A 15,098-nucleotide genomic window follows, 5' to 3' on the forward strand; every position below is an offset into this window, starting at 1 on the left:
GCTGACGCGTCGGCCGCAGGCGCCGGCAGGCGCGACGCCGCCGGGCGCCGCGGCACCGGAAGATGCGCAGGTCCTGCAATTGGCGGCGCGTCGCGGCAAGGCCCCGGCGGGCGGCATGGGGAGCACCGGAAATACGTCGTCAAGCGACTCCGGCGATTGGGAAGAGTTTTGACGTTTCGATGGATTGGGATGAGTACGCCGGCGGCATGCCGGCCTTCACGGGGTAGAGGTCGTTATGTTTAAGAATGTCACCATCCGGGCGCGGCTGACGCTGGCGCTCGGACTCTTCATGGTGCTGCTGGTCGTGGGCGCCGCGGCGGGCCTTCTGTCGCTGCGACAGAGCAACGCATCGCTTCAGGAAATCTACTCGAACGACATGGCCTCGTCGCGTTCCCTCGCGCAGACGACGATCGCCACGCTATCGGCCCGGGTGACGCTCTCGCGCATCGAATTCATCGCCGATCCGACCGAGATCAAGACCGCGATCGAGAGTGTGCGGACCAACCTGAAGAAGGCCGACGACGCTTGGGCCGCCTACGCCGCGCTGCCGATGAACGAGCAGGAAAAGCCGCTCGCCGACAGCGTCGTGGCCGCCCGCGGCAAGGTCGTGAACGAGGGCATCCTGCCGGCGCTCAAGGCCATCGAATCGGGCGACATTCCCGACTTCCACGCCAAGACCGTGATGGACGTGCCGCGCCTGTTCGCCGACTACACCAAGGCGATGACCGTGCTGGCGGATCTGCAGGTGAAGAACGCGGAGGAACGCTACCTCGCCGCACAGGCGCGCTACACGCTGGTGATGTGGCTGGTCGGCGTCGGTCTCGTCGTCGGCCTGATCGTGAGCATCATCACGCAGGTCACGCTCACGCGCGCCATCGTCGGACCGATCGACGACGCGATCCGGCACTTCGAGAAAATCGCCGCGGGCGACCTCACGCAGCGCATCGAAGTGTGGAACGACACCGAGACGGGGCGCCTCTTCAAGGGCGTGAAGCACATGCAGGACAGCCTCGTGCGCACCGTGGCGGAAGTCCGCTCGGGCACCGAGTCGATCACCTCGGCCGCGCAGCAGATCGCGGCGGGCAACACGGACCTGTCGGCGCGCACGGAGCAGCAGGCGGCCTCGCTCGAAGAGACGGCCTCGTCGATGGAGCAGCTCACGGCGACCGTCAAGCAGAACGCGGACAACGCGCGCCAGGCGAGCCAGTTGGCGGTCAACGCCTCGGAGATCGCTGCCCGCGGTGGGGACGTCGTGGGCCGCGTGGTCGGCACGATGAACGGCATTTCGGCGAGCTCGAACAAGATCGTCGACATCATCAGCGTGATCGACGGCATTGCGTTCCAGACCAACATCCTCGCGCTCAACGCGGCGGTCGAAGCCGCGCGCGCGGGCGAGCAGGGCCGCGGCTTCGCCGTGGTAGCCGGCGAAGTGCGCACGCTCGCGCAGCGCAGCGCGGCCGCCGCCAAGGAGATCAAGGAGCTGATCGAGGACTCCGCCCACAAGGTGCAGGACGGCTCGGCACTCGTCGAGCAGGCCGGTCAGACCATGGACGAGATCGTGCAGGCGGTCAAGCGCGTGACGGACATCATGGGCGAGATTTCGGCCGCGTCGGCGGAGCAGTCGGGCGGCATCGAACAGGTCAACCGCGCCGTGACGCAGATGGACGAGGTCACGCAGCAGAACGCGGCGCTCGTGGAAGAAGCGGCCGCCGCGGCCGGCTCGCTCGAGGAGCAGGCCAACCGTCTGAAGTCGGTGGTGAGCGTGTTCCGCCTGGACGCCAGTCAGGCGGGCGCGAGCCACGCCGCCCCGGCGGCCATGCCGGCAGTGGCGCGTCCGGTCGCGAAGAAGGTCGCGGCGCCGGCCGCCGCGCCCGCGCCGAAGGCAGCACCGGCGCCCGCACCGCTGCGCAAGCCGGCGCCGGCGGCCGCCGCTCCGGCGGCGAGCCGCACGGGCACGGACGACGCGAACGGCGATTGGGAAACCTTCTGATCGCACCGGGCGTGGCATCTCCCGCCGGGAGAGCATAGGCAACAACCTACAGGAACGGTGCACGCGCCTTGCCCGCCGGGGCGAGGCGTGTGTCGGCAAGTGGCAACACTGGGTAAGACAGGGCCGTCGCGCGCGCTGCACGAAAGTGCGGCGCCACGGCGTGCCGGTAGTGGAGGGGTCGCATCATGATGCAGTTGAGTCTCAAGGCAAAACTCTGGTCCGCGCTCGCGCTGATGTGGCTGGGCCTGTTGTTCCTCGGCGGCTGGGCCGCCTGGCATGAGCGCGGCACGATGCTCTCCGAGCGCCGCACGGCCGTGCAGGACGTTGTCACGAGCGCCGACGGCATCGTGCGCGACTACGCGGCGCAGGCCGCCGCGGGCAAGATGAGCGTCGAGGAGGCCAAGCAGCAAGCCATGGCGCGTCTGAAGACCATGCGCTACGGCGACAACGGCTATCTCGTCATCTTCGACTCGAAGCCGGTCGTGCTCATGCACCCGACGCTCGCCGACCTGGTCAACAAGGATGTCTCCAACTACAAAGATACGAACGGCAAGCTGCTCTATGTCGAGATGGTGCGCGTGGCCAAGGACAAAGGCACCGGCTTCGTCGAGTACTACGGACGCCGCGCGGGCAGCGACGAGCGTCTCGCGAAGATCTCGTTCGTGAAGTACTTCGCGCCCTGGGACTGGGGCCTGATGAGCGGTGTCTACGTGCAGGACATCGACGAGGCGTTCTACGGCACGCTGATGCGCTTCGGCGCCGCGCTGCTGCTGATCGGGGCCATCGTCACCGCCGCCATGATCACCATCATCCGCAACGTGCAGCGCAGCCTTGGCGGCGAGCCCGAATACGCGGCGCAAATCGCGCGGCGCATCGCCTCGGGCGATCTGCACAGCCATGTGAGCGTGGCGCCGGGCGACACTTCAAGCCTGCTCTACGCGATGCAACGCATGCAAAGCACGTTGGCCGACACCATCGGCCAGATCCGCCAGGGGACCGAGTCCATCACGACGGCCGCGCAGCAGATCGCGGCGGGCAACACGGACCTGTCGGCGCGCACGGAACAGCAGGCGGCCTCGCTCGAAGAGACGGCCTCGTCGATGGAGCAGCTCACGGCGACCGTCAAGCAGAACGCGGACAACGCGCGCCAGGCGAGCCAGTTGGCGGTCAACGCCTCGGAGATCGCCACGCGCGGCGGCGAAGTGTCCGGTCAGGTCGGCGAGACGATGGACGGCATTTCGGCGAGCTCGAACAAGATCGTCGACATCATCGGCGTGATCGACGGCATTGCGTTCCAGACCAACATCCTCGCGCTCAACGCGGCGGTCGAGGCCGCGCGCGCGGGCGAGCAGGGTCGTGGCTTCGCCGTGGTAGCCGGCGAAGTGCGCACGCTCGCGCAGCGCAGCGCGGCCGCCGCCAAGGAAATCAAGGCGCTGATCGAGGACTCGGCGCGGCGCGTACAGGACGGCACGGCCCTTGTCGCGCAGCAGCGACAGACCATGGACGAGATCGTGCAGGCGGTCAAGCGCGTGACGGACATCATGGGCGAGATTTCGGCCGCGTCGGCGGAACAGTCGGGCGGCATCGAGCAGGTCAACCGCGCCGTGGCGCAGATGGACGAAGTCACGCAGCAGAACGCGGCGCTCGTGGAAGAGGCCGCGGCGGCCGCCGGTGCGCTCGAATCGCAGGCGCACGAACTGCGCGCGGCCGTGTCGGTATTCCAGACCGGCGGCGGCAGTGATGGCGGTGAGGCGCGCGGGGCCGACGCGGCAACGCCGCGCTCGATCCGCGCGGTCCGGCGCGAACCGGCACCGATGGCCCGGGCGGCATGAGACGCGACGCGCAAGGACCATCGAGCCGCCAGTAAAGCGAGCGATCCACGCCGTATTCAAGTGAGACACCATGACTGATTCGCGCAACTCTTCGCATCTGACGCGCCGTGGGGCCGCTGGCCCCGACGGTGAGGTCGGTTCGCGCAGCGCGGATTTCGCGCGCGCGAGCGGTGCGGCCCTCGCGGGCGAGCGTGACTTTGCCTTCTCGCTGGCCGACTTTGGCCGCATCCGCAACCTGATCTACCAGCGTGCGGGCATTGCGCTTGCCGAGCACAAGCGCGAGATGGTGTACAGCCGCATCGCGCGGCGCCTGCGAGCGCTTGGCATGACGAGCTTCACCGAGTACCTCGACATGCTCGAGGCCGATACGGGCGACGCCGAGTGGGAGTCGTTCACCAACGCGCTCACCACGAACCTCACGTCGTTCTTTCGCGAATCGCATCACTTCCCGCTGCTCGCCGAGTTCGTGCGCAACCGTCCGAAGCCGATTTCGATCTGGTGCTGCGCCGCGTCCACCGGCGAGGAGCCGTATTCGATCGCGATGACGCTGGTCGATACGCTGGGCTCGCGGCCCAACGCGAGCGTGCTGGCCACCGACGTCGATACGCAGGTGCTCGCGCGCGCCTCGGCCGCCGTGTACAACGGCGAGCAGACCGGCAAGCTCACGCAGGAGCAGTTGCATCGGCACTTCCTGCGCGGCACGGGCGCGAACGCGGGCAAGATCAAGGTGCGTCCGGAACTGCAGCAGCTCGTGACGTTCGAGCCGCTGAACCTGCTTGCGCCGTCGTGGCAGATCGGCGGGCCGTTCGACGCCATCTTCTGCCGCAACGTCATGATCTATTTCGACAAGGCCACGCAGGCGCGCATTCTGGAGCGCTTCGTGCCGCTGCTCAAGCCGGATGGACTGCTCTTTGCCGGGCATTCGGAAAACTTCACTTATGTGAGCCGCGCGTTCCGTCTGCGAGGGCAGACAGTCTACGAGCTGGCCGGCACGGGCGCACGGGGAGCGTGACATGGCACAGCCGCTGGCCGAGGCGCTCGCCACCAACCATTATTTCGACAACGCCTTCAATACGCGGGCGGTGAAGCTGCTGCCCTCGGAGTACTACGTCACGACCGAGGACATCATGCTCGTGACCGTGCTCGGCTCGTGCGTGGCGGCGTGTGTGCGCGACACCGTCACCGGCATCGGCGGCATGAATCACTTCATGCTGCCCGACGATGGCGAGAGCGAGCGAGATCGCATTCTGTCAGCGTCCATGCGCTACGGGGCGTATGCGATGGAAATGCTCATCAACGAGCTCATCAAGCTCGGCGCGCGCCGCGAGCGGCTCGAAGCGAAAGTCTTCGGCGGCGGTGCGGTGCTCGCGGGCATGACGACACTGAACATCGGCGATCGCAACGCGAACTTCGTGTTGCGGTATCTCGAGATGGAGCAGATCCGCGTGAGCGCGCAGGATTTGCTCGGACCGCACCCGCGCAAGGTGTGTTTCTTGCCGCGCACCGGGCGGGTGATGGTCAGGAAGCTGGGCGACCGGGGAGACCCGGCGATCGTCCAGCGCGAACAGGCGTATGCGCAGCGACTGCGCGCACGCGAAGTACGGGGCTCCGTAGAACTCTTTGCGCCACCGGCCAGAAATGCCAAGCCTCGGCCGGGGCCTGACAACCGACAAATGGAGGAGGCTTGAGCGAACCAATCAAAGTCCTGTGCGTGGACGATTCCGCACTCGTGCGCAGCCTGATGACCGAGATCATCAATGCCCAACCGGACATGACCGTAGTGGCGACCGCACCCGACCCGCTCGTGGCGCGCGACCTGATCAAGCAACACAACCCGGACGTGCTCACGCTCGACGTCGAAATGCCGCGCATGGACGGCCTGGACTTCCTCGAGAAGCTCATGCGCCTGCGCCCGATGCCGGTGCTCATGGTGTCCTCGCTTACCGAGCGCGGCTCGGAAGTCACGCTGCGCGCGCTCGAACTCGGCGCCGTGGACTTCGTGACCAAGCCGCGTCTGGGCATTCGTGACGGCATGCTCGAGTACGGCGAGATGATCGCCGACAAGATCCGCGGCGCGGCGCGCGCGCGCGTGCGCAGCGCGCCGCCCAGGAGCGCTGCGCCGGCGCCGGTCGAATCGGCGCCGATGCTGCGCAACCCGCTCGTATCGACCGAGAAGCTGATCATCATCGGCGCGTCCACGGGCGGCACGGAAGCGATCCGCGAGGTGCTCGTGCCGATGCCGCCCGACGCCCCGGCCATTCTCATCACGCAGCACATGCCGGCGGGCTTTACGAAATCGTTCGCGCAGCGCCTGAACGGCCTGTGCCGGATCACCGTCAAGGAAGCCGAGCACGGCGAGCGGGTGCTGCCGGGCCACGCGTACATCGCGCCGGGCGGCGACACCCACCTGCAGCTCTCGCGCAGCGGCGCGAACTACGTGGCGCTGCTCGATCCGGCGCCGCCGGTGAATCGACATCGGCCGTCGGTCGATGTATTGTTTCGCTCCGCGGCCGTGCATGCCGGGCGCAACGCCATCGGCGTGATCCTCACGGGCATGGGCCGCGACGGCGCCGCCGGCCTGGTGGAGATGCGCCAGGCCGGCGCCTACACGTTCGCGCAGGACGAGGCGAGCTGCATCGTGTTCGGCATGCCGCGCGAGGCCATTGCGATGGGCGGCGCGGAAGAGGTGGTCCCGCTGCACGAGATGGCCCGAAAAGTGCTGCATCAGGTCGCGAAATTTGGCGAACGCACGCAACGGGTATAGTAGGGCGCCAAATCGGCCCCTAATTGGCATTTGTTCGCCGTATGCCTCGCGTTGGTTTGCGGACACACTTAGGGCACTGAGTGAAGGCGGCATTTGCCCATGAATCTGGCCGGCTCCCGCGCGGAGCCCGCCGAATTGGAGTGAAGATGGTAGACAAGAACATGAAATTCCTGGTCGTCGACGACTTCCCGACGATGCGACGGATCGTGCGAAACCTGCTCAAGGAGCTCGGTTTCTCGAATGTGGACGAGGCCGAGGATGGCGCGGCGGCGCTCGCCAAGCTGCGCGGCGGCAACTTCGAGTTCGTGGTGTCGGACTGGAACATGCCCAACATGGACGGCCTGACCATGCTCCAGCAGATCCGCGCCGATCCGAACCTCTCGAAGCTGCCGGTGCTGATGGTCACGGCCGAAGCCAAGAAGGAAAACATCATCGCCGCCGCGCAGGCCGGGGCGAGCGGGTACGTGGTCAAGCCGTTCACGGCGGCGACCCTTGACGAAAAGCTGGGCAAGATCTTCGAGAAAATGGAAAAAACGGGGGCCTGACCGTGACCCACGAGGCGAGCACTGAATGGCCGGCCGAGCCCGACGGCGCTTACGTGACCGGCGAGGCGGATCCGGCCGAGCGCATGCTCATGCGCATCGGGCAGCTCACGCGCATGCTGCGCGACAACCTGCGCGAACTGGGGCTGGACAAGCAACTGGAGCAGGCGGCCGAGGCCATTCCCGACGCACGGGACCGGCTGAACTACGTCGCGACCATGACCGAGCAGGCGGCGGTGCGCGCGCTGACGGCCATCGAACTGGCCAAGCCGATTCAGGACCGTCTCGAGAGCGACGCCAACGCGCTCGACGAGCGCTGGGCCAAGTGGTTCGACCAGCCGCTCGAGCTCGATGACGCGCGCCAGCTCGTGCAGGACACGCGCACGTATCTGCGTCGCGTGCCCGAGGACACCCGCGCGACCAACGCGCATCTGATGGAAATCATGATGGCGCAGGATTTCCAGGATCTGACCGGGCAGGTCATCAAGAAGATCATGGACGTGGTGCAGGAGATCGAGAAGCATCTGCTCCAGACGCTGCTCGAGAACATGCCGCCCGAAAAGCGCAAGGAAGCCGAAGACTCCCTGCTCAACGGCCCGCAGATCAAGAAAGAAGGCCGCAACGACATCGTCTCGGATCAGGGCCAGGTCGACGACCTGCTCGCCAGCCTCGGATTCTGACGGCCCGGCGGCCGGTTGGCCGCCCGGGCGAAATACCGCCCAATCCCGCCTCTATTCCCCCCTTTGTGACTTGACGGTTACGGCCATAATCGGTCGCGATAGGGTGGGTTCGTCCGCCCGTTGTGGATAGGGCATGGCTGAGGATAGCGATCTCGAAAAGACGGAACCTGCGTCCCCCCGGCGCCTTGAAAAGGCGCGCGAGGAGGGACAGGTTGCGCGTTCGCGCGAATTATCCACGTTCGCCCTGCTGGCGGCCGGGGTGGCCGGCCTGTGGATGATGGCCGAGCGTATCTCGCAAGGTTTCGGGCAGCTCATGCGCCGCGGCATGCAGTTCGAGCCGGGCACCGCCCTCGACACGCACCGCATGCTCTCGAGCGCCGCGCACTCGGGCGCCGACGCGCTCATGACCATTGCGCCGCTGCTCGGCCTGCTGGTGATCGCGGCGATCACCGCACCGATGGCGCTCGGCGGCTGGCTTTTCACCACCAAGTCGCTCGCGCCCAACTTCGGGCGCCTGAACCCGCTCAAGGGCTTCGGGCGCATGTTCTCCGTGCAGGGCCTGATCGAGCTGGTCAAGGCGGTCGCCAAGACACTGCTGGTCGGCGCCGTGGCCTACTGGGCAATCGCGCGCGATCGCGACGCGGTCATGGGACTCATGACGCAGTCGCCGCGGGCGGCGCTGCCATACGTGGGCGAGATGATCGTGGTGTGCTGCGCGTTCATCGTGGCCTCGCTGCTGCTGGTGGCGGCCATCGACGTGCCATTCCAACTCTGGCAGCACTACAAGAAGCTGCGCATGACCAAGGAGGAAGTGCGCCAGGAGAACAAGGAAAACGAAGGCGATCCGCACCTGAAGGCCCACATTCGCCAGTTGCAGCGCCAGGCCGCGCGCCGGCGCATGATGCAGGACGTGCCGAAGGCCGACGTGATCGTGACGAACCCGACGCACTTCGCCGTCGCGCTCGAATACAAGGAACACATGAGCGCGCCGCGCGTGCTCGCCAAGGGCACCGATCTGGTCGCCCAGCGTATCCGCGAGATGGGGGTGGAGCACAACATCCCGATTCTCGAAGCCCCGCCGCTGGCCCGCGCGCTGCACGCGCACGTGGAAATCGGTCACGAAATTCCGGCCACCCTGTACACGGCCGTGGCCGAAGTGCTGGCGTGGGTCTTCCAGCTTCGCCGCTGGCGTACCGAGGGCGGCGTGGAGCCGGTCACGCCGACCGAGCTGCCGGTGCCGGCCGAACTCGCCGCCCCGCGGCGCGCCCGGTCGAAACGAGTGTAACGAATGAACCTCAACCCTCGCGCGAACCAGCTGCTGCGCACCTCGCAACTGCTCCTCGGCGGCAATCTGAAGTCGCTCGCCGCGCCGGTGCTGATCATCATGATTCTGGGCATGATGATCCTGCCGTTGCCGCCGTTCATCCTGGACTTGCTGTTTACGTTCAACATCGCGCTGTCGGTGATGGTGCTGCTCGTGAGCATGTACACCCAAAAGCCGCTCGACTTCGCGGCGTTCCCGAGCGTGCTGCTTTTCTCCACGCTGCTGCGTCTGTCGCTGAACGTGGCGTCCACGCGCGTGGTGCTGCTCGAAGGGCATACCGGTCCGGACGCGGCCGGCAAGGTGATCGAGGCGTTCGGTCACTTCCTGGTCGGCGGCAACTACGCCGTGGGCATCGTGGTCTTCATCATCCTGGTCGTGATCAACTTCATGGTGATCACGAAGGGCGCCGGGCGTATCGCCGAAGTGGGGGCGCGCTTCACCCTCGACGCCATGCCCGGCAAGCAGATGGCCATCGACGCCGACCTGAACGCCGGCCTGATCGGCGAAGAGGAGGCGCGCAAGCGCCGCGCCGTGATCGCGCAGGAAGCGGACTTCTACGGCTCCATGGACGGCGCCTCGAAGTTCGTGCGCGGCGACGCGGTCGCCGGTCTGCTCATCATGCTGATCAACATCGTCGGCGGGCTGATCGTGGGCGTGGCGCAGCACAACCTGGATCTCGCCACGGCGGCCAAGAACTACACGCTGCTCACTATTGGCGACGGCCTCGTCGCCCAGATCCCCGCGCTGGTGATCTCGACGGCCGCCGGCGTGGTGGTCTCGCGCGTGGCCACCGACGAGGACGTCGGCCAGCAGGTCGTCTCCCAGCTCTTCAGCAACCCGCGGGTGCTGGGCATTACCGCCGCCATCCTCGGCCTGATGGGGCTGATCCCGGGCATGCCGCACCTGGCATTCCTGCTGCTGGCTCTCGGCCTTGGTGCGCTCGCGCGCTGGCAGTTCCGTCGCGCCGAGGCGAGCAGGCAGCAAGCCGCGCGTCCGGCGCCCGTCGCGGCGACGGCGCCGGCCGAAGTGGCCGAAGCGTCGTGGGACGACGTGGCGCTCGTCGATCCGCTCGGTCTCGAAGTCGGCTACCGCCTGATCCCGCTCGTCGATCGCAATCAGGACGGTGAGCTGCTCAAGCGCATCAAGGGCATTCGCAAGAAGTTCGCGCAGGAGATCGGCTTTCTCGCGCCGGTCGTCCATATTCGCGACAACCTGGAGTTGCGGCCGAACCAGTACCGCATCACGCTCAAGGGCGTGATCATCGGCGAGGGCGAAGCGTATCCGGGGCAGTTGCTCGCGATCGACCCGGGGCAGGTGAGCGCGCCGCTGCAGGGCACGCCGACGCGAGATCCGGCCTTCGGCCTGCCCGCGACGTGGATCGACGTCGGCCAGCGCGATCAGGCGCAGGCATACGGATACACGGTGGTCGATGCCGGCACGGTCGTGGCCACGCACCTGAACCATCTGATCAACGCCCACGCGCACGAGTTGCTCGGGCGCCAGGAAGTGCAGCAGCTCATTGAGCGCATCGGCAAGGACGCGCCGAAGCTCATCGAGGATCTGGTGCCCAAGACGATCGCGCTCACCACGCTGCAGAAGGTGCTGCAAAACCTGCTCGAGGAGCAGGTGCCGATTCGCGACATGCGCACCATCATCGACACCATTGCCGAACACGGCGCGCGCGTGCAGGACCCGCACGATCTCACGGCGCTGGTGCGCCTGTCGCTGGGCCGCGCGATCACCCAGAGCGTGTTCCCGGGCAACGGCGACCTGGAGGTCGTGGGGCTCGACGCCAATCTCGAAAGAATTCTCACGCAGGCGCTGTCCGCCGGCGGCGGCACCGGCCTCGAGCCGGGCCTGGCCGACACGCTGCTGCGCGAGACGCAGGCGGCCGTGGCGCGTCAGGAGCGCCAGGGGCTGCCGGCGGTATTGCTGGTTCAACATCCGTTGCGCTCGCTGCTCTCGCGCTTCCTGCGCCGCAGCCTGCCGCAGCTCAAGGTTTTGTCGTATGCGGAAGTGCCTGATACGCGCAACGTGAAAATGACGGCACTCATCGGAGGTCAAGCGTGAAGATTCGGAAGTTCTTTGCGGGCACGTGCCGCGACGCACTGCGCCAGATTCGCGAGGAAATCGGGCCCGATGCGGTCGTGTTGTCCAACCGTTCGGTGGCCAACGGCGTGGAAATCGTGGCGCTGGCGGAAGAGGATCTCGACGCGCTCGCCGGCGGCGACATGCCCACTTACCGGCCGCGTCCCCGTCCGGCTCCGGCGGCGCCGCCGGCGGCGGCCGCGGCGGCTCAGGACATCGCGGCGGCGAGCGCCTTCGCGCAGAGCATGATGGGCGAACTCCAAAGCATGCGCGGCCTGCTCGAGGAGCAGGTGGCCGGGCTGGTGTGGAACGACAAGCGGCGGCGCTCGCCGGCCCAGGGCGAAATCCTGCGCACGCTGCTCGCCGCGGGTTTTTCGGCGCAGCTCGGCCGTGCGCTGCTCGAGCATCTGCCCGAAGGCAGCGGGCGTGAGCCGGGTCTCGAGTGGGTGAAAAATGCGCTCAAGCGCAATCTGCCCGTCATGGCGAACGAAGACGAATTGATGGAGCGCGGCGGGGTGTATGCGCTCATGGGGCCGACCGGCGTGGGCAAGACCACGACGACGGCCAAGCTCGCCGCGCGTTGCGTGATGCGCCACGGCGCCGAGAAGCTCGCGCTGCTCACGACGGACAGCTACCGTATCGGCGGCCACGAGCAACTGCGCATCTACGGCAAGATCCTGGGCGTGACGGTGCATGCGGTAAAGGATGCAACGGACCTGCGTCTCGCGCTCACCGAGCTGCGCAACAAGCACATGGTGCTCATCGACACGGTGGGCATGAGCCAGCGCGATCGCACCGTGCCGGAGCAGGTGGCCATGCTGTGTGGGGCGCACACGCCGGTGCAGCGCCTGCTGCTGCTCAACGCCACGAGCCACGGCGACACGCTCAACGAAGTGGTGCACGCGTATCGCAGCGCCAGCGCGCAAGGCGGCGACCTCGCCGGGTGTATCCTGACGAAGCTCGACGAGACCACCAATCTCGGCTCGGTGCTCGATACGGTGATTCGTCACCGTCTGCCGGTGCACTACGTGTCCACGGGGCAGCGCGTGCCGGAGAACCTGCACGTGGCCGAGCGCGAATTCCTGATCGAGACGGCGCTCTCGGCGCCGGTGACGGGGTCGCCGTTCGTGCCGGCCGAGGAAGACCTGCCGGCCGTGGTGCGTGGCGTCGATCCGAACTACAGCGGGCTGTTCGCGCCCGCACAATCTTCTGGCGAGGCGTGCTTTGGTTAAACTCGTGCTCGATCAAGCGGAGGGACTGCGCCGTCTGGTGGCGCGCCATGCCACGCGCATCATCGCCGTGGTCGGGAGTACGCCTGAAGCGGGTCAGACGAGTGTGGCGCTGAATCTGGCCAGTGCGCTGGCCCATCACGGTCAGGATGTCGTGCTGGCCGACGAGAGCGGCCATGCCGCGCCGGCGCTCGGGCTGCCGCTGCGCGGCGACATCCATGACGTGCTTGCCGGCCGCATCGCGGCCGATTCGGTTCGCGTGCATACGCGCGAGAACGTGGTGCTCGTGCCGGTGGCGCATCGCCATCCGGAGCGCATCGACCCGATGCGCGCGCTGCCGGTGCTCACCGCGGGCGAGCCCGATGTCGTGGTGATCGACTGCACGCACGCGGGCGCGCTGCTCAGTCCGCTTGCCGCGCATGCGAACGACGTGCTGGTGGTGCTCGGGCGCGATCCGGCGTCGATCACGGGAGCGTATTCGTGGATCAAGCGGGCGCATTACGAATATGCGCTGGCGCAATTCCGGGTGCTGGTGAACCGGGCGGAGGATGTGGAGGCCCGCGTGGTGTGCCGCAATCTGGCGACGACGGCGAGCCGTTATCTCGCGGTGTCGCTGGAGCTGGCGGGCCATGTGCCGGCCGATCGTCAGGTCATGCGCGCGCGGCAATTGACGCGCACGGTGGTCGACGCGTTCCCCATGGCGCCCGCGGCGGTGGCGTATCGTCAGTTGGCCGCCCAGGTCATGCACTGGCCGCTGGCGGTGCCGGAGGCCGGGGGGCCGGCTCTGGGTGCGACCCTGGGCGTGGGAATGGGTGCGGCAATGGGTGACATCGGCGGCGATCGCGGTGGCGAGCTGGCGCACGGCGTGGGCGCGACGAGCGCGCACACGGCCTGAGCGGCACGGCACGCGTCGAGAGGAAGCGGAGGGAAACATGTATACCGCGCGCGGGAAGGTCGACACGAACGACACGCTGACCCAATACGCGCCGTTGGTGCGCCGGCTGGCGCTGCAATTGATGGCCAAGCTGCCGGCGAGCGTGGAATTGGAGGATCTGATCCAGGCCGGCATGCTGGGTTTGCTGGATGCCGCCAACCGCTATCAGGAAACGCAGGGCGCGCAGTTCGAGACTTACGCGAGCCAGCGGATTCGCGGCGCCATGCTCGACGAGCTGCGCGAGCTGGATTGGGCCTCGCGAGGCATTCGCAAGACGGCGCGCCAGATCGAGCAGGCGGTGCAGCGCCTGGAGCAGCGGCTCGGACGAGGGCCGTCGGAGAGCGAGATCGCCGGCGAGATGTCCATCGGGCTGGCCGAGTATCAGCAGATGCTGCAGGACGTGCACGGCTGCCAGCTGATTTACTACGAAGACTTCGAGTCGGCGGACGAAGAGCCCTTCATCGACCGCATCTGTGCGGACCCGGGGGCCGATCCGCTGACGATGCTGCTCGACGAGGGGCTGCGCGGCGGCGTGGTCGACGCGATCGAGCGCCTGCCCGAGCGCGAGAAGCTGCTGATGAGTCTGTACTACGAGCAGGGCCTGAACCTGCGCGAGATCGGCGCGGTGCTCGAGGTCAGCGAGTCCCGCGTGTGCCAGCTCCACAGCCAGGCCATTTCGCGGCTGCGTGCGACGCTGCGCGAGAAGGCGTGGACGTCGGCGAGTTGAGCCGCGTCATTGCCGTAGCGGAAGCGGTGGTGAATCGGTGGTGAAGCGGTGGCGAAGTGATCGTCGACGGGCGGGCGCACGGCGAGAAGATTCCCGGGCCGCTCGCCGGGTGTCGCTCCGGCTCTCCGGCCCGCCGGCCGCTCAAGCGCCGAGCGCTGCAAGCGATTCGGGGTTCAAGCGGTAACGCTTCCCCCGCTCGAGCGTGGGGTGGTGCGTCCGTCGGGGCCATACAGCGGGGCATTCTGCTCCGGGCCGTACAGTACGTTGAGCGCTTGCTGGGTGTAGGTGAGACGGGTGCGGATCAGCACGCCGTTCGTGTCGTTGGCGCGCTTGGCCTCGGCCGCTGCGGCGAGCAGCGTCTTCCACGCGCCGTCGATGCGCGCGTCCGCTGCCGCGGCGGCCGTGGCTCCCGCTTCGTCGGGCGTGTAGCCCAACGCCTGGAGGTGCGCGTCACGCTCGCGGCCGAGCGCCGAGAGTTCCGCCACCGCGCGCGTCTTGCGCTCGGTGAGTTCGGGCAATGCGTCGAGCGTGCCGTTCACCAATGCCTGCTGTTCCTCGTCGAGCAGCGTTGTAAACGCGCCGATCGCGGCCGTTTCCGTGACGAGGGCATTCAGCAGGGCATCCGTGGTCATGACTTCGATTGCGTCGAGAGCAGATCGCGCGCGGTCGCAATGAGGCCATCCGCGATCTTGTTGGTGTCGATCGTGAGCCGGCCTTCCGAAATCGCCTGCTTGATGGCGGCGACCTTGGCGACGTCGATATCGGCCGAACCCGTCTGTGCCAGCGCGGCCTGCAGGGCGCGCATCTCCGAGGACAACGCGCTCGTGCTCACGCTCGCCGCGCCGCCGGCGTTGGCCGCGGACGCCGTTGCGCCGTCGGTGCTCACAGTGCCGGTCGTCGCCCGGTCCGCCGTGCCCTTACCCGGGCCGACGCCAGTCAACGGATTGGCGGGTGGTTCGATTTTCATGTGCTTTCCCCAGAAACCTGC

At 67.4% G+C, this 15,098-nt stretch carries 14 protein-coding genes; 12 read left to right on the forward strand and 2 right to left on the reverse strand.

The features are described 5' to 3' along the window. The first annotated feature begins 235 nt into the window (after nt 1-235). The 12 genes from PNO31109_RS22335 to PNO31109_RS20740 all read left to right on the forward strand — a co-directional run bounded on the left by PNO31109_RS22335 (nt 236) and on the right by PNO31109_RS20740 (nt 14,110). Nucleotides 236-1,990: a methyl-accepting chemotaxis protein gene (locus tag PNO31109_RS22335; protein WP_150557327.1), complete on the forward strand. Its 1,755-nt coding sequence runs from the start codon at nt 236-238 to the stop codon at nt 1,988-1,990. Between the two features lie 185 nt (nt 1,991-2,175). Then, complete coding sequence (locus tag PNO31109_RS20690) at nt 2,176-3,822, forward strand: methyl-accepting chemotaxis protein (protein WP_150557328.1); 1,647 nt, start codon at nt 2,176-2,178, stop codon at nt 3,820-3,822. Between the two features lie 70 nt (nt 3,823-3,892). Then, complete coding sequence (locus PNO31109_RS20695) at nt 3,893-4,834, forward strand: CheR family methyltransferase (protein ID WP_150557329.1); 942 nt, start codon at nt 3,893-3,895, stop codon at nt 4,832-4,834. A gap of 1 nt (nt 4,835) precedes the next feature. Next, nucleotides 4,836-5,510: a chemoreceptor glutamine deamidase CheD gene (cheD, locus tag PNO31109_RS20700; protein WP_150557330.1), complete on the forward strand. Its 675-nt coding sequence runs from the start codon at nt 4,836-4,838 to the stop codon at nt 5,508-5,510. Further along, nucleotides 5,507-6,586 carry a protein-glutamate methylesterase/protein-glutamine glutaminase gene (locus tag PNO31109_RS20705; RefSeq protein ID WP_150557331.1) on the forward strand — a complete coding sequence of 360 codons (1,080 nt, stop codon included), beginning with the start codon at nt 5,507-5,509 and terminating at the stop codon, nt 6,584-6,586. The genes cheD and PNO31109_RS20705 overlap by 4 nt, the downstream gene beginning before the upstream one ends. A gap of 146 nt (nt 6,587-6,732) precedes the next feature. Then, nucleotides 6,733-7,131, forward strand: a complete 399-nt coding sequence (gene cheY, locus PNO31109_RS20710; RefSeq protein ID WP_039413638.1) for a chemotaxis response regulator CheY — start codon at nt 6,733-6,735, stop codon at nt 7,129-7,131. Between the two features lie 53 nt (nt 7,132-7,184). Further along, nucleotides 7,185-7,808 carry a protein phosphatase CheZ gene (gene cheZ, locus PNO31109_RS20715; protein WP_280525240.1) on the forward strand — a complete coding sequence of 208 codons (624 nt, stop codon included), beginning with the start codon at nt 7,185-7,187 and terminating at the stop codon, nt 7,806-7,808. A gap of 133 nt (nt 7,809-7,941) precedes the next feature. Then, the gene (gene flhB / locus PNO31109_RS20720) at nt 7,942-9,093 is read left to right on the forward strand and encodes a flagellar biosynthesis protein FlhB (RefSeq protein ID WP_150557333.1); all 1,152 of its coding nucleotides are present in this window, start codon (nt 7,942-7,944) and stop codon (nt 9,091-9,093) included. A 3-nt stretch (nt 9,094-9,096) separates the two neighbouring features. Continuing rightward, nucleotides 9,097-11,202, forward strand: coding sequence for a flagellar biosynthesis protein FlhA (gene flhA, locus PNO31109_RS20725; protein WP_150557334.1), 2,106 nt, complete (start codon nt 9,097-9,099; stop codon nt 11,200-11,202). Further along, nucleotides 11,199-12,452, forward strand: a complete 1,254-nt coding sequence (gene flhF, locus PNO31109_RS20730; RefSeq protein WP_150557335.1) for a flagellar biosynthesis GTPase FlhF — start codon at nt 11,199-11,201, stop codon at nt 12,450-12,452. Before flhA ends, flhF begins: the two co-directional genes overlap by 4 nt. Nucleotides 12,453-12,456: 4 nt before the next feature. After that, nucleotides 12,457-13,344, forward strand: a complete 888-nt coding sequence (locus PNO31109_RS20735; protein WP_150557336.1) for a MinD/ParA family ATP-binding protein — start codon at nt 12,457-12,459, stop codon at nt 13,342-13,344. Between the two features lie 37 nt (nt 13,345-13,381). Next, nucleotides 13,382-14,110 carry an RNA polymerase sigma factor FliA gene (locus tag PNO31109_RS20740; protein WP_150557337.1) on the forward strand — a complete coding sequence of 243 codons (729 nt, stop codon included), beginning with the start codon at nt 13,382-13,384 and terminating at the stop codon, nt 14,108-14,110. 173 nt (nt 14,111-14,283) lie between these two features. On the opposite strand, the gene PNO31109_RS20745 is transcribed toward PNO31109_RS20740, so the two are convergent. Together PNO31109_RS20745 and flgM are read right to left on the reverse strand one after the other, a co-directional pair. Next, a complete protein-coding gene (locus PNO31109_RS20745; RefSeq protein ID WP_150557338.1) occupies nt 14,284-14,742 on the reverse strand; it encodes a flagella synthesis protein FlgN in 459 nt (152 codons plus the stop codon). Further along, on the reverse strand, nt 14,739-15,077 hold the full coding sequence (flgM, locus tag PNO31109_RS20750; RefSeq protein ID WP_150557339.1) for a flagellar biosynthesis anti-sigma factor FlgM: 339 nt from the start codon (nt 15,075-15,077) through the stop codon (nt 14,739-14,741). Before flgM ends, PNO31109_RS20745 begins: the two co-directional genes overlap by 4 nt. Nucleotides 15,078-15,098: the final 21 nt, after the last annotated feature.

Source organism: Pandoraea nosoerga (assembly GCF_902459585.1).
Taxonomy (GTDB): domain Bacteria; phylum Pseudomonadota; class Gammaproteobacteria; order Burkholderiales; family Burkholderiaceae; genus Pandoraea; species Pandoraea nosoerga.